Raw genomic sequence first — 14376 nt, forward strand, 5'->3', positions numbered from 1 at the left:
CATGACCCAACAACTGCAAACCCTGATCGAAAACGCCTGGGACAACCGCACCAGCCTGTCCGCCTCGTCTGCACCCAAGGAGGTGATGGACGCGGTCAACCACGTGATCGACCAGCTCAACACCGGCAAGCTGCGCGTGGCCACCCGCGAGGCCGTGGGCCAGTGGACGGTGCACCAGTGGATCAAGAAGGCGGTGCTGCTGTCCTTCCGCCTGAACGACAACGTGCTGGTGCGCGCCGGTGACCTGGGCTTTTACGACAAGGTGCCCACCAAGTTTGCCGACCTGAGCGAAGAAGAAATGAAGGCCACCGGCGTGCGCGTGGTGCCCCCGGCCGTGGCCCGCAAGGGCAGCTATGTGGCCAAGGGCGCGATCCTGATGCCCAGCTACGTGAACATTGGTGCCTATGTGGACGAAGGCACCATGGTGGACACCTGGGCCACCGTGGGCAGCTGCGCCCAGATTGGCAAGAACGTGCACCTGAGCGGTGGCGTGGGCATTGGCGGCGTGCTGGAGCCCCTGCAAGCCGGCCCCACCATCATTGAAGACAACTGCTTCATCGGGGCCCGCTCCGAGGTGGTGGAAGGTGTGGTGATTGAAGAGAACTCGGTGCTGGGCATGGGCGTGTACATCGGCCAGAGCACCCCCATCTTCAACCGCGACACCGGCGAAACCACGTTCGGCCGTGTGCCCGCGGGCAGCGTGGTCATCAGCGGCAACCTGCCCAAGAAGACCAAGGCCGGCCAGGACTACAGCACCTACGCCGCCATCATCGTGAAGACGGTGGACGCGCAAACCCGCTCCAAGACCAGCCTGAACGACCTGCTGCGCGACTGACACCCAGCGCCTCCCACGGCCCACCCCGCACCCGCCCCCCCGGAGAGCTGCACATGGCGATGATGGAACGCATCCTCAGGCTGATGGCCGAGAAGCAGGCGTCGGACGTTTACCTGTCCCCGTTTGCCCCGGCCCTGATCAAGATCAACGGCCAGTGCGTGCCCATCAACGCCCAGCCACTGGCCAAGGACTCGCCCATCAAGCTGCTGGCCGAGGTGCTGCCGCCCACCAAGATCGAAGAGCTGGAGGAGGTGGGCGAGCTGAACATGGCCCTGCCGCTGGATGGGGTGGGCAACTTCCGCATCAGCGCCATGCGCCAGCGGGGCACCTATGCGGTGGTCATCCGCTACATCACGCTCAACATCCCGCCGCTCAAGTCGCTGAACGTGCCCGACATCCTGGGTGACCTGGTGATGGAAAAGCGTGGGCTGGTGCTGGTGGTGGGGGCCACGGGCTCGGGCAAGAGCACCACGCTGGCGTCCATGCTGGACCACCGCAACCAGCGCATGAGCGGACACATCCTGACCATCGAAGACCCGGTGGAATTCATGATCCGCCACAAAAAGTCGGTGGTGAACCAGCGCGAGGTGGGCAGCGACACGGCCAGCCTGCAAACGGCCCTGAAAAACGCGCTGCGTCAGGCCCCGGACGTGATCATGATCGGGGAAATCCGCGACCGCGAAACCATGAGCGCGGCGCTGGCCTACGCCCAGTCGGGCCACGTCTGCCTGGCCACGCTGCACGCCAACAACAGCTACCACGCGCTCAACCGCATCCTGAGCTTCTACCCGGTGGAGTCGCGGCCCACCATGCTGGGCGACATGGCCGCCGCGCTCAAGGCCATCGTGTCGCAGCGGCTGATGCGCACGGTGGAGGGCAAGCGGGTGCCCGCGGTGGAGGTCATGCTCAACACCGCGCTGATTGCCGACCTGATCGCCAAGTGCGATGTGGGCGGCGTGCGCGAGGCCATGGAAAAGTCGCTGGCCGAAGGCTCGCAAACCTTTGAAAGCGACATTGCCCGGCTGATCACCGACGGCACCGTCACCCGTGAAGAGGGCCTGGCCTATGCCGACTCGCCCACCAACCTGATCTGGCGCCTGCAAAACACCCACTCCGGCACCGCCGCGGCCCCCACCCCCGCCGTGGCCCAGCCCGACCCGGACGACACCCCGTCGTTCACCGAAATCACCCTCGACGACACCCCATGACCGCCGCGCTGCGCCTGACCGAACAGCTGATTGCCCGCCCCTCCGTCACCCCTGCCGACGAAGGCTGTCAGGACCTCATCGCCCGCCGCCTGGCACCCCTGGGGTTTCACTGCGAAACCCTCATGAGTGGCCCGGACGACTTTCGGGTGACCAACCTGTGGGCAAAATTTGAAACAAAAATGGCCAAAGCGCTTTCAGACAAAGCGCAAGCAGCTATCAAAACAATAGTATTTGCCGGCCACACCGACGTGGTGCCCACCGGCCCGCTGGACCAATGGCGCACGCCGCCTTTCGTGCCCAGCCATGCCAACGGCCTGCTGTATGGCCGTGGGGCCAGCGACATGAAGGCCTCGCTGGCGGCCATGGTGGTGGCGGTGGAAGAGTTCCTCGCCGCGCACCCACAACCGGCGCTCAACATTGCTTTTCTGCTCACCAGCGACGAGGAAGGCCCCGCGCGCGACGGCACCGTGGTGGTGTGTGACCAGCTCAAGGCCCGGGGCGAGCGGCTGGACTGCTGCATCGTGGGGGAACCCACCTCGGTGGAACGCACCGGCGACATGATCAAGAACGGCCGCCGCGGCACCATGAGCGGCAAGCTCACGGTCAAGGGCATCCAGGGGCACATTGCCTACCCGCACCTGGCGCAAAACCCCATCCACACCCTGGCCCCGGCGTTGGCCGAACTGGTGGGCACCGAGTGGGACCGAGGCAACGATTTCTTTCCGCCCACCACCTGGCAGGTGAGCAACATCCACGGGGGCACCGGGGCCAGCAACGTCATTCCCGGTGAGGTGGTGGTGGATTTCAACTTCCGTTTCAGCACCGAAAGCACGCCCGAGGGCCTGCAACAGCGGCTGGAAGCGGTGTTGCAGCGCCACGGCCTGGAATACACCCTGGCCTGGACGGTGGGCGGCCTGCCCTTCCTCACCCGCCCCGGCCCGCTGGTCAACGCGGTGCGGGAGGCCATTCGCGCCGAAACCGGGCTGGACACCGAGCTGTCCACCACCGGCGGCACCAGTGACGGGCGTTTCATTGCCCAGATCTGCCCCGAGGTGATTGAACTGGGGCCGCCGAACGCCACCATCCACAAGATCAACGAATGTGTGGCGGTGGCGGACATCGAGCCCCTCAAGAACATCTACCGCGGCGTGTTGGAGCGGCTCCACGCCACGGCCTGAGGGCCGCAGCGTGGTGTCGCGTCCCCCAGATCAGATGGGGTTGGCCAGGTAGGCTGCCAGGTCTGCCGCCTGCTGGGCGCTGATGGTTCCCTTGAGGAAGCCCATGCCCCCGGCATTGCTGTTGATGGCGTTCAGGATGGTGCTGGCCGAGTTGGCCCCCTTCAGCACCTTGCTGACGTTGGCCGACGGGTTGGCGGTGTGGCACATCGCGCAGCTGGCGGCATACACCACCTTGCCATTGGCCGCTGACACCGCGGGTGCCGGAGCCGGAGCCGGAGCCGGAGCAGGAGCAGGAGCAGGAGCAGGAGCAGGAGCAGGGGCAGGTGCCGGTGCGGGTGCGGGTGCGGGTGCGGGTGCGGGTGCGGGTGCGGGTGCGGGTGCGGGTGCCGGTGCCGGTGCCGGTGCAGGTGCAGGTGCAGGTGCAGGTGACGGTACTGGCGTGGTGGTGGGGGTGCACGACACCACCGGGGCGTGACGGCCCAAGGCCTCATCACACGCGGCGGTCAGGCCGCTGGCACAGGCTTGGCGCACGTCGTCGTTGTCCAGGGCGGTGGCCAGCGTGGGCAGCTTGTTGACCAGCGAGGTGCGGATCTTGCGTTGCTTGCGACCGTTGTCGTCGGCCTCGCGCTTGCCTTCGTCGTCTCCGTCGTCTTCCATGTGGCAGTTGTCGGCAGATGTTTCCGCCGTGGCGTCATGCGAGCGCTGCGAGCTTTGAACCCACAGGCGGGCCAGTTCACCGGCCTTCTTGTGGCTGGCACTGGTGCCGCGCTGGGCAATGTAGTTGTCGAACACCGACACCGTCAGTCCGGCCTGGGCCTTCACGGCGGCTTCTGCCGTCTCCAGCGACTCTTTGGCCGCCACCATGCGGGCATGGGCCATGGTGGTCAGCGGGCTCACCACATTGGGCCGTGCCAACGGTGCGGTCAGGGTGTAGGGGGTGGTGACGGGGCCGGTGTCGGCGTCCACCGCGTCGGTGCCCACCACCGCCAGCAGGTTGGCGTTGCTCAGGTTGTCCAACCCGGTGACGCTCAGGTTCACCTTGCCCTGGGCATCGGTGCGTCCTTGGGGTTCGGTGGGGTCACAGGCCTGGTTCTGGTTGACGTCCACACACACCAAGGCGTTCTGGACCAGGCCGTCCATGACGGTGGTGGACAAGGTGGACTGGGTCGGGGCGTTGTCCGAACCGCCACCACCACAGGCGGTGAGGGCGATGGTGGCCGCGGCCAGCAGGGACAGTTTGAACAAAGAAGTTTGATGGGTTGACATGGTCTCTCTCCTGAATGAGTGGGATGGGGGTAACGGAAACGTTTGAAAAAGAAAAAATGGACTCCACAGCGGCCCACGGTCACGGGGCTTGCGCTGAAAAGTGGTGGCTGGACACCTGGCCGTCGTGACGCACCAGCAGGTGGTCCACGCCCTGCCCCAGCAGCCACTCGGTGGCGCCATCGGTGCGCAGCATGGCCACGGTGGTCAGGGCACCGGCGGTGGTGGTGTTGGCGGCCCGCACGCTGACCGACTGCCAATGCGACACGGGCCAACCGGTGCGGGGGTTCAGCACATGGCAATAGCGCTGGCCCTGGTGGACAAAGTAGCGTTCGTAGTCGCCACTGGTGGCCAGACCGCCTTGCCGCAGGGGCACGCGCATCAGCACCGCCTCTCCGGCGTCGGGGCGCGGATGCTGAATGTCGATCCACCACGGCTGGTCGGCCAGCTCGGGCAGGCCGCGGGGTCCCAGGGCATTCAGGTCGCCACCCAGGTTGACCAGCGCGTGCCGCAGGCCGTGCTGGTGCAGCACCAGGGCGGCACGGTCGGCGGCGTATTCCTTGCCAAAGCCACCCAGGTCCAGCTCCATGCCTTCTTGCAGGCGCACCTGGTTCCCCCGCCGATCGACCCGAGGCCAACCCACGCAGGCCAGCAGCGCTTGCAGGCGCTCGGGCTCGGGCAGGCGGCCGGCCTTGAAGTCCCAGGCGTGGCGCAGCACGCCGGAGGTCACGTCGAACAGGCCGTCGCTTTGCGTCCACAGGCCAGCAGCAAAGTCCAGCAGGCCCTGGGTTTCGGCGTCCACCTCCACCCAGTCCTGTCCGGCGGCGCGGTTGATGCGCGAGACCACGCTGGACTCGCGGTACCGCGAGTACTTGTGCTCGATGCGCTTCACTTCGGCCATGGCCTCGGCGGCGGCGCGGGTGATGGCACGCTCGTCCCGCCCGTCGATTTGCAGGCTGCACGGCGAGGCCATGGCGGTGAAGTCAAAACGCAAGGTGCGCCAGCGGCTCATGGCAGGCCTCAGAAGCGGTGGGTCAGACCGACTTGCACAAACGTGGCGTTGAACGGCGCCAAGCCAGGGCTGCCGCTGCCGCCCAGGCGCAAGCCCGAGGTCTGGCGGTAGCGCTCCACCTTGAAGTCCACCGTGGTCTGGGCACTCAGCGCATGTGAGGCCTTGAGCGACAGCGTGACCGCGCCAAACGCCGACAGCCGCTGGTCCATCGACTTGGGGCCCGACGTGGTGGCCGCCCGAATGACGGTGGCGCCCTCGTCGTACTGTCCCGAGGCGTTGAACACCGGGTCCAGGTAGAAGCTGGCCGCACTCTGGGTGTAGTAGCGCACCCCGGGCGTGAAGGTCCAGCGTCCCACGGGTTGGACCCATTCGGCCCCCAGGGTGTGGGCGGACACGCCGAAGGTGTCCCGGTAGTAGCGGTAGCTGGTGCGCAGGGCCGCGTCAAAGCGCTCGATGTGGTGGTTCCAGCGGGCCATGGCAATCCAGCCATTGCGCTGTTCGGGCCGCACGTCAAAGGCCTTGTACGGGTCGTTGTAATAACCCTTGCCCACGCTGCGGGTCAGGTTGAACTGCACCACGTCCGACGGGGTCAGCACCTGGGTCACCCCGGCCATGATTTCCCGGGTGCGCTTGTGCTGGTTGATGGCGGTGTTGACGCCGTTGGAGGTGTTGTCGATGGTGTCGCTGGAGCCGCCCACACCCAGCACCCAGGTGCGGTTGTTGTCGTCGGACGACCAACGGCCTTCCAGCCCCAAGGCCCGCGAGGTGTAGTCGTGTTCATCCGAGTAGGTGGCACTGACCGACACCGACGCGCGGGACAGGTAGCGGGTGAGCTTCACATCCCCGGCCTTGCGGTGGTCGGACATGCGGCTGGCCCCCGACACCTGGGTGTGCATGCGGGGCGAGGCACCCGAGACGCTGTCGCTGACCATGGAGCCTTCAATGGCCCACTCGGGTGACAACGGGGCCTGGATGTAGACCTGGGGGGCGTTGACGCTCACCCGGTCCAGGTCAGGCTGGCTGTCGGCGTAATGCCCGTACTTGATGGCCAGGGTGGTTTTTTCGGGGGCGTTTTCGGCCTGGGCCGCGGTGGGGGCCAGCGCGGTCAGGGCTGTCAATGCGGTCAGCGTGGCCAGCCCGGGCAGGCACAACGACGCGCCCAGCACGCCCGCGGGTTTGGCGGCAGAGACCACACAGGAGGATTGGTGTGTTTTGGACATGGTGCAGTGCCTTGCTTCAGTTGCACCCGCAGCCACCACCACCGACCCCTTGGCCGCCGCTGGCGTTTTCTTTGCTGGTGTAGATGTGTTGGACAAACCGCTCGTCCAGCGGATCGCCCTCGAAGGTCATGTGCGGCTTGGCCAGGTTGCCCTTTTCCCAAGGGTTGACCTGCCCCAGGTTGCTGCACCCGGTGGTTCCCACCAGGACGCCACCCAGCGCCAGCGCACAGGCACCGCGCCACAGCGCAGCACACCGGGTTGAAGGGGTTGCAACGCTCATGGCTTGCTCCCTGCGTTCAGTGCCTGCTGGATGCGACCTTCCAGCTCGGCCCGCTGCTCTTCCCGGAAACCGCTGTGCACCATCAGCACCTTGCCGTCGGGGCCGATCAGCACCGAGGTGGGCATGCCCTTGATGGCATAGGCCTTGGGCACCTTGCCCGCGGCGTCAAACACCACCTCAAAACGGGCCGGGTTGTCGGTCAGGAACGCCTTGGCGTCGTCGGTCTTCTGGTCCAGGTTGACGGCCAGCACCTGCAAGCCTTTGCTGCCGTAGCGGCTTTGCATGTCGTTCATCCACGGGAACGACTGCTTGCACGGCCCGCACCACGACGCCCAGAAGTCCAGGTACACGGTTTTGCCCTTGTACTGGGACAGGTTGACGGTGCCTGCGGGCCCCGCCAGTTCGAAGGTGGGTGCGGGCTGGCCCACATCCACCGCCAGGGCGGACTGCGCCACCAAGCCAGCAGACCCCACCCAAGCCAGGGCCACTGCCCGGCGCATCCAGTGTTGAAAAGCAGGTTTTTTCACGGGGCTGATCTCCATTCAAGCAACGTTTGTGGGAAAATTTCCCGCAAAGTATAGACACACAAAACCCGTTTGAAACACCTGTTGTTGAAAATTTTGGTAAAAAGTCCCAAAACATGCAGAAGTTCCCCGCCCGCGGCACAATGGCGATGACATGACCGCCGAAGACCCTTCCAACCCGCCCTCCATGCCGCCGCCCTGCGGTTTGCCCCAGCCCGAGCTGGCGGCTGATGCGGTGTCGCAGGTGCTGCGCCCGCTGGCCCGGCTCATGATTGACCACGGCCTGCAACTGGCCCCCATGGTCGAGTTGCTCAAAAAGGCGTTGGTGGACGAGGCGGTGGGGGCCTATGGCCTGGCGGACAAGGGAAGCTCGGACACCCGCATTGCGCTGCTGACCGGGGTGCACCGCAAAGACGTGAAACGCCTGCGCGATCAATCGTCCGCCGACGTGACGCCGCCCATGGTGCCGTTGGCCGCATCGGTGGTGGCGCGCTGGATCAGCGAGCCTCGTTACCTGGAGGCCAACCGCAGCCCCCGCCCCCTGCCCCGCACCCCCGGCAAAAGCCGCCCGGGTGAGCCCGACTTCACCAGCCTGGTGGCCGACGTCAGCCGGGATGTGGGCGCCCGTGCCGTGTTGGACGAACTGGTGCGGCTGGGGGTGGTGGAGCTGACCGACGACGGCCATGCCGTGCTCAAGACCAAGGCCTTTGTGCCCCACGGTGGGCAGGGTGACGCCTTCCACTTCCTGGCTGCCAACGTCAGCGACCACCTGGCCACCGCCGTGCACAACCTGCAACCCGGGCGCACGGTGCCGCCCATGCTGGAGCAAAGCGCCTTTTCGCAAGACCTCACCGCCCATCAGGCCAACCAGTTGCACGAGTTGGCACGGCAGCTGTGGGCGCAAGCCTTGCAGCAGTTCCTGCAAATGGCCACGGTGGCCGAGGAGCGCAGCCTGGGGGCCGAAGAGCCTAAGCAAAGGATCAGGTTCGGTGTTTACCTTCATCAGGTCCCCCAAAACACACCCGAGGAAGCGGCCAAGCCGAAACCCTCGAAGAAGACACCGAGACCCAAAGCATGAAGCCCGATTCCGTCCCTCACCCTGCTGATCTGACCCGCCGGTCTGTGTTGGGAGTGGTTGTCTGCACCCTGATGGGCTGTGGCGGTGGTGGCGCTGCCGACACCGCCGCCGTGCCCTTGCCCACAAGCACGGGCTCTGGCGGCAGCGGCGGCTCAGGTGGCCCCAGCGGGGGAAGCGGTGGTGGGGGTGGCCCCTCGCCCGGGGACACCAATGTCGCCGGAGCACCTGGCACCGGTGGCACGGGCGTGACGTCGCACGGGGCCATCTCTGCCTTTGGCAGTGTGGTGGTCAACGGCATTCATTACGACGAACTGACCGCCCGCATCAGCCTGGATGGGGTTGAGTCCACGCCCGCGGCATTGCGCCTGGGCATGGTGGCCACCGTCCAAGGCACGCGCGACACATCGGCGCTGCTGGGCACCGCGCAACGCATTGACGTGTGGTCCATTGCGCAAGGTGACATTGCCCAGCTGTCCGTGCAAGGCAACACGGCGCAGTTCAGCGTCAGCAACCTCAGCATCGTGGCCGATGTGAACACCATGCTGGAAGGCGTCTCCAGCCTCTCCGCATTGCGCCCCAGCATGCGGGTCACCGTGTGGGGGCTGCAAACCAACACCGCGGCCACGCAATGGCGCGCCACCCGGGTGGCCACCACCAGCAACAGCCAGGTGGTCACCACCGGTTTGCTGGGCAGCTCGCCCGATGCCGCCGTGATCAACGGCTGGCGTCTGGATGGAGAGTTGCCCCAGGGCTGGAAATACGGCGAACTGATGCGCGCCCAGGGCACGCTGTCGGCTCAAGGCAACACGCTGAGGCTGGACAGTTGCATTCCCCAAGACTTCACGGCCCAGGCCGCCTCGGGGCAAGAGGTGGAAGTGGAAGGCGTGATCACCAGCGCACCACAAAACGGGCATTTCAAGGTGGGCACCGTCACCATCGACGCCCGCAACCTGACTGGTCTTCCCAACCTGACGGTGGGCATGGAAGTGGAAGTGAAAGGCACGCTGTCCAACGGGGTGCTGGTGGCCCGTGAGTTCGAGTTGGAGGACGAGTCCAAGCTCAACACCACTGAACTGGAAGCCCGCATCGACCAGTTCACCAGCCTGTCCAACTTTGTGATGCGGGGTCAGCGTTGCGACGCGTCCGGCGTTCAGCGCATTGAGGGCGGTCAAGCCAGCGACTTGCGGGTGGGCCTGAAGATCAAGGTCAAAGGCGTTCGGGCGGGGGACACGTTGATGGTCACCGAGATCGAAATCGACCATTGAAACGAATTCGGGCGGCCCAAAGCCGCCCGATGGGTCAATGAAAAAGGGGGCTTGGAAAAGCCCCCTTTTTTCATTCAGGCGAAGTTCAAAGTCCGTTGTTCGGCCAAGCCCGGTTGAGCGAGGTCAGGAAAGCCCCCGCGTCCTGGTAGCCCACCACCTTGTGGGCCACATTGGCGGAACTGGCCTCAAAAAACACCATGCCCGGTGGGCCAAACAGCCCAAAGCGCTTCATCAGGGCCTTGTCGTCGGCTGAGTTGCCCGTCACATCGGCCTGGAGCAGGCGTGCGCCCTGCAAACGGCGCTGCACATCCGGGTTGGAGAAGGTGAAGCTCTCCAACTCCTTGCAGGCCACACACCAATCGGCATAAAAGTCCAGCATCACGGTTTGCCCCTGTTGACGGGCCTGCGCCAAGGCGGCGTCCAACGCCTGCACGCTGTGAATGCGCTCGAACTTCAAATGGCCTGCGGCACTGGCCGTGCTGGCCGCGCCGCCCGCTGCCGCAGTGGCCGCCCCGGCCACCGCCACAGGACGCAAATGCCCCAGCGGCTGCAAGACCGACTGGCCGCCAGACGCGGCCCCCACCAACAGCACCCCAGCCACGGCCATCAACCCCACGCCACAGGCACGAGCGGGGACCGGCGCAGGATGGCCAGAGCCGCCACCAAACAAGCCCAACAGCGCGGCGGCAATCAGCAACCAAACCGCCCACAGCAGCATGTGCACGGCGGTGGGCAACACGGGCGACACCATCCAGATGGCCACGGCCAGCAGCATCATCCCGAACACCTGCTTGACCCGCTCCATCCACCCGCCCACACGAGGCAGCAGACTACCGGCCGACAAGCCCACCAGCAGCAGGGGCACGCTCATGCCCAACGCCATGGTGAACAGCGCGGTGCCGCCCAGCAACACATCGCGGGTTTGGCTGATGTAGACCAACGCCCCGGCCAGGGGCGCTGCCACGCAGGGCCCCACCACCAAGGCAGACACACCGCCCATCAGAAACACCCCAATCAGAGAACCACCCTGAAAGCGGTTGGACCATTCGGTCGCCCGACTCTGGATGGCGCTGGGCATTTGCAGCTCATAAAACCCGAACATGGACAGGGCCAAGCCGGACAGCAGCAGCGCAAACGCACCCAGCACCCAAGGGTTTTGCAGCGCGGCCGCCAGGCCCTCACCCGCCAAGCCCGCCGCCGCGCCAAACGAGGCGTACACCAAGGCCATACCCAGGGAATACGCCAGGGACAGCAAAAACCCCTGCCGACGGCTCACCGGACCGGACTGCCCCGCGATCAGCGACGACAGGATGGGCACCATGGGCAACACACAGGGGGTGAACGACAGCAACAAACCCGCCAGCCAGAACATGCCCGCCGTGCGCCACAGGCTGCCCGTGGCCAACGTGCGGGCAATGGCATCGGCATCCCCACCATCACCCACGGTGGACACCGCGCTGGACTGCACGGGAGAGGCTGAAGGCACTGCCGCCACAGCCGCGACCGCAGCGTCCGCCTCATCGTCTTTCAGCCAGGTGACGTCGGCTTGGCTCGCCCCCAGCACAGGCAGCCGGACCGCCAACGCCTGGGTCATGGGGGGGTAACACAAACCGGCCTCGGCACAGCCCTGCCACCCCACGTTGATGCGAGCGGGCGCCCCCCCCGCGCTGAAGACCACATCCACGTCCAGCGCATGCTTGTACACCGCCATGGTCTTGTTGAAATTGCTGTCCCACTTTTCCTCCGCTGGGGGCAGCACCAGGGGTTTGAGCACCGGCGCCTGCGTGGTGCCCTGGGCTTGCGGCTGCACGCTCAAACGCTCACGGTACAGGTGGTGTCCCGGCGCAATGTCCCAGTGCAGGCGCACGGTGTGGTCGTCCACCACCCAAGTGGTCAGGGCAAATGCTTTTTCGGGTGGCAAAAACTCGTCGGCCCACGCGGCAGGCCAGGTCATCACCAGCCCCACCAGCAGCATGAACCACGCCCCCCACCCACGCCAGCCGACCACGCCTGAGTGGCGCACTGAACGCTCCGCAGGAGCAACCGCTGGCTCATTGCCGCGGTCACCCACGCCACAAAGCGGCTTCAAGCCGCCCGTGGGTGCCAATGTCGAAGTGCACATGAACAACCTCCAAAAAAGTACAACCCTTGAATTGAACCACAAATTGGGAATTTTTCCCGATTTTTTAAAATTCAAGGATGTAACCGGAGGGGCTGCGGTGATGCAGCGCCTTGCGTTCAGTGGGAAATGGGGTCCGGCCCGAAGCGCCTCAGCACCTCACCGTACTCAGCCCAGTCCACCAAAGCGCCCCCTTGGCCCAGGAAGCGTTCGAAATCGGCTGCGGCGGGGTAGCTGAAATACTGAGGTTCCCCTTGCTGGGGGTGGGACGGGGGCCGTAGACCTTGTGCGAGCCGTTGCACGGCCTCCCCCATGGCCTGCATGCCCGGCTGGTACAGGCTGGCAATGTGGGCAAACAGCGACCGCCCAGGTTGCACCGGCATCCGCACGGTGTGAACGACACCGCCGGTGTCAATCTGCCCATCGTCAATCCAATGGAGGGTGCAACCGTATTCAGCGCGTTGTTGCAGCAGGGTCCAGAAGGTGGCCAGCACGCCACGGAAATCAGGCAACAGACCGGAATGCAGGTTGAGGATGCCGTGGCGCGCCACCGAGAGCCACGGCCCCTTGAAGATCTTGCCAAAACGGACGGACAGCATCACGTCAGGGGCAAAGGCTTGCACCGTGTCCAGCAGGCCAGGGGTGTTGAGGGACTCGATCAGCGTCAAGGGCCACGCGTGCCTGCGGGCCAGTTGCACGGTGGTCAGCCACTGCTCGGAACCCGTCAGGGGCAAGGCCTGCAACTTGGGGAACAGGGTGCGCATGGGCAACCCCTGCTCCAGAAACCGCCATTGGTCCAAACACGGGTTGGGATCGGCGGGCGTTGCCGGGGTTGCGCTGACCCCCACACGGCTGGTGCAGCCCAGCCAGACCTCATGGCCTTGCAGGTAAGGGGCCAGGTGGTTCAGTGCGATGCAGCTGAACAGGTCGTCGTTGACCATCACGGCAATGCGCATGCGGGGTGTCCTCCAAAGGAGGGGCATTGTCGCAGGCAAAATGGGCGGATTGCATCCCTTTCACCTTCGGTCACACCCTCCTCCATGTCCGCCGTTTTCAACTTCACGTTCGTGCCCTGGTTCCGTTCCGTGGCACCGTACATCCACAAGTTCCGCAACCAGACGTTTGTGGTTGGGGTGGCGGGCGAGGCCATTGCCGCGGGCAAGTTGCACCACCTGGCCCAGGACCTGGCCATGATCCAGAGCATGGGTGTCAAGGTGGTGCTGGTGCACGGCTTTCGCCCGCAGGTGAACGAGCAGCTCAAGGCCAAGGGCCACGCGGCCAGGTACTCGCATGGCATCCGCATCACCGACTCGGTGGCGTTGGACTGCGCCCAGGAGGCTGCCGGGCAGTTGCGCTACGAGATTGAGGCCGCGTTCAGCCAGGGCCTGCCCAACACACCCATGGCGGGCAGCACGGTGCGGGTCATTTCCGGAAACTTCATCACCGCTCGCCCTGTGGGCATTGTGGATGGGGTGGACTTCCAGCACAGCGGGCTGGTGCGCAAGGTGGACGTGAAGGGCATCACCCAGACGCTGGACCAGGGCTCGCTGGTGCTGCTCTCCCCCTTCGGCTTCTCCCCCACCGGCGAAGCCTTCAACCTCAGCATGGAAGAAGTGGCCACCAGCGTGGCGATTGCCTTGCAGGCCGACAAGCTGATTTTCGTGACCGAGGTGCCCGGCATTGCGCTGGACCCCACTCAGCCCGTGGGCGAAGACAATCCCATCGACACCGAGCTGCCGTTGGCCGCCGCGGAAAGCATGCTGGCCAAGCTCCCAGCGGCGCAAAACCCCACCGACGTGGCGTTTTACCTGCAGCACTGCGTCAAGGCCTGCAAGGCCGGGGTGGAGCGCAGCCACATCATCCCGTTTGCGGTGGATGGTGCCCTGCTGCTGGAGGTGTACGTGCACGACGGCATCGGCACCATGGTGGTGGACGAAAAACTGGAAGAACTGCGCGAGGCCACCCCCGACGACGTGGGCGGCATCCTGCAACTCATCGAGCCGTTCGAGAAGGACGGCACGCTGGTCAAGCGCAACCGCACCGAGATCGAGCGCGACATTGCCAACTACACCATCATCGAACACGATGGGGTGATCTTCGCCTGCGCCGCGCTCTACCCCTACCCCGAGGCCAAGACCGCCGAAATGGCCGCCGTGACCGTGTCCCCCCAAAGCCAGGGCCAGGGCGATGGCGAAAAAATCCTCAAACGCATCGAGCAGCGTGCCCGCCTGATGGGGCTGCAAAGCATTTTTGTGCTGACCACCCGCACCATGCACTGGTTCATCAAGCGCGGCTTTGTGCAGGTGGACCCCGACTGGCTGCCCGAGGCCCGCAAGCGCAAGTACAACTGGGACCGCAAGAGTGTGGTGATGGTCAAGAAGCTGAACTGAGCTT

The 14376-nt window shown here is 65.4% G+C and carries 13 protein-coding genes; 6 read left to right on the forward strand and 7 right to left on the reverse strand.

Annotated elements, in window-relative coordinates; genetic code table 11:
- Position 1 precedes the first annotated feature (1 nt).
- The 3 genes from dapD to dapE are packed head-to-tail and all read left to right on the forward strand — an operon-like array spanning position 2 to position 3221.
- Positions 2-835 (forward strand): 2,3,4,5-tetrahydropyridine-2,6-dicarboxylate N-succinyltransferase, encoded by an 834-nt coding sequence (gene dapD / locus ACYVB7_RS10380; RefSeq protein ID WP_460507142.1) that lies wholly within the window; start codon positions 2-4, stop codon positions 833-835.
- Between the two features lie 53 nt (positions 836-888).
- Positions 889-2043 carry a PilT/PilU family type 4a pilus ATPase gene (locus ACYVB7_RS10385; RefSeq protein WP_460507144.1) on the forward strand — a complete coding sequence of 385 codons (1155 nt, stop codon included), beginning with the start codon at positions 889-891 and terminating at the stop codon, positions 2041-2043.
- Positions 2040-3221 carry a succinyl-diaminopimelate desuccinylase gene (gene dapE / locus ACYVB7_RS10390; protein ID WP_460507146.1) on the forward strand — a complete coding sequence of 394 codons (1182 nt, stop codon included), beginning with the start codon at positions 2040-2042 and terminating at the stop codon, positions 3219-3221. Before ACYVB7_RS10385 ends, dapE begins: the two co-directional genes overlap by 4 nt.
- Positions 3222-3251: 30 nt before the next feature.
- Here dapE and ACYVB7_RS10395 read toward each other — a convergent pair whose 3' ends face one another.
- From ACYVB7_RS10395 to ACYVB7_RS10415, 5 genes are all read right to left on the reverse strand, one after another.
- The gene (locus ACYVB7_RS10395; RefSeq protein ID WP_460507148.1) at positions 3252-4487 is read right to left on the reverse strand and encodes a c-type cytochrome; all 1236 of its coding nucleotides are present in this window, start codon (positions 4485-4487) and stop codon (positions 3252-3254) included.
- 79 nt (positions 4488-4566) lie between these two features.
- Complete coding sequence (locus ACYVB7_RS10400; protein ID WP_460507151.1) at positions 4567-5496, reverse strand: FAD:protein FMN transferase; 930 nt, start codon at positions 5494-5496, stop codon at positions 4567-4569.
- A gap of 8 nt (positions 5497-5504) precedes the next feature.
- On the reverse strand, positions 5505-6716 hold the full coding sequence (locus ACYVB7_RS10405) for a DUF3570 domain-containing protein (protein WP_460507154.1): 1212 nt from the start codon (positions 6714-6716) through the stop codon (positions 5505-5507).
- A gap of 16 nt (positions 6717-6732) precedes the next feature.
- Positions 6733-6996 (reverse strand): DUF4266 domain-containing protein, encoded by a 264-nt coding sequence (locus ACYVB7_RS10410; protein ID WP_460507156.1) that lies wholly within the window; start codon positions 6994-6996, stop codon positions 6733-6735.
- The gene (locus tag ACYVB7_RS10415) at positions 6993-7523 is read right to left on the reverse strand and encodes a TlpA family protein disulfide reductase (RefSeq protein ID WP_460507158.1); all 531 of its coding nucleotides are present in this window, start codon (positions 7521-7523) and stop codon (positions 6993-6995) included. Before ACYVB7_RS10415 ends, ACYVB7_RS10410 begins: the two co-directional genes overlap by 4 nt.
- 151 nt (positions 7524-7674) lie before the next feature.
- Between ACYVB7_RS10415 and ACYVB7_RS10420 the strand changes: the two genes are divergently transcribed.
- Together ACYVB7_RS10420 and ACYVB7_RS10425 are read left to right on the forward strand one after the other, a co-directional pair.
- Entirely contained in the window at positions 7675-8598 is a 924-nt protein-coding gene (locus ACYVB7_RS10420; RefSeq protein ID WP_460507160.1) for a DUF6502 family protein, read from the forward strand.
- A 53-nt stretch (positions 8599-8651) separates the two neighbouring features.
- The gene (locus ACYVB7_RS10425) at positions 8652-9863 is read left to right on the forward strand and encodes a DUF5666 domain-containing protein (RefSeq protein ID WP_460507760.1); all 1212 of its coding nucleotides are present in this window, start codon (positions 8652-8654) and stop codon (positions 9861-9863) included.
- Between the two features lie 85 nt (positions 9864-9948).
- Here ACYVB7_RS10425 and dsbD read toward each other — a convergent pair whose 3' ends face one another.
- Together dsbD and ACYVB7_RS10435 are read right to left on the reverse strand one after the other, a co-directional pair.
- Positions 9949-11886: a protein-disulfide reductase DsbD gene (gene dsbD, locus ACYVB7_RS10430; protein WP_460507162.1), complete on the reverse strand. Its 1938-nt coding sequence runs from the start codon at positions 11884-11886 to the stop codon at positions 9949-9951.
- A 215-nt stretch (positions 11887-12101) separates the two neighbouring features.
- The gene (locus tag ACYVB7_RS10435) at positions 12102-12938 is read right to left on the reverse strand and encodes a formyl transferase (protein ID WP_460507164.1); all 837 of its coding nucleotides are present in this window, start codon (positions 12936-12938) and stop codon (positions 12102-12104) included.
- A gap of 84 nt (positions 12939-13022) precedes the next feature.
- On the opposite strand from ACYVB7_RS10435, the gene argA reads away from it, so the two are divergent.
- Positions 13023-14372: an N-acetylglutamate synthase gene (gene argA, locus ACYVB7_RS10440; protein WP_460507166.1), complete on the forward strand. Its 1350-nt coding sequence runs from the start codon at positions 13023-13025 to the stop codon at positions 14370-14372.
- The last annotated feature ends 4 nt before the right edge of the window (positions 14373-14376 follow it).

The organism is Hydrogenophaga soli (assembly GCF_054777695.1).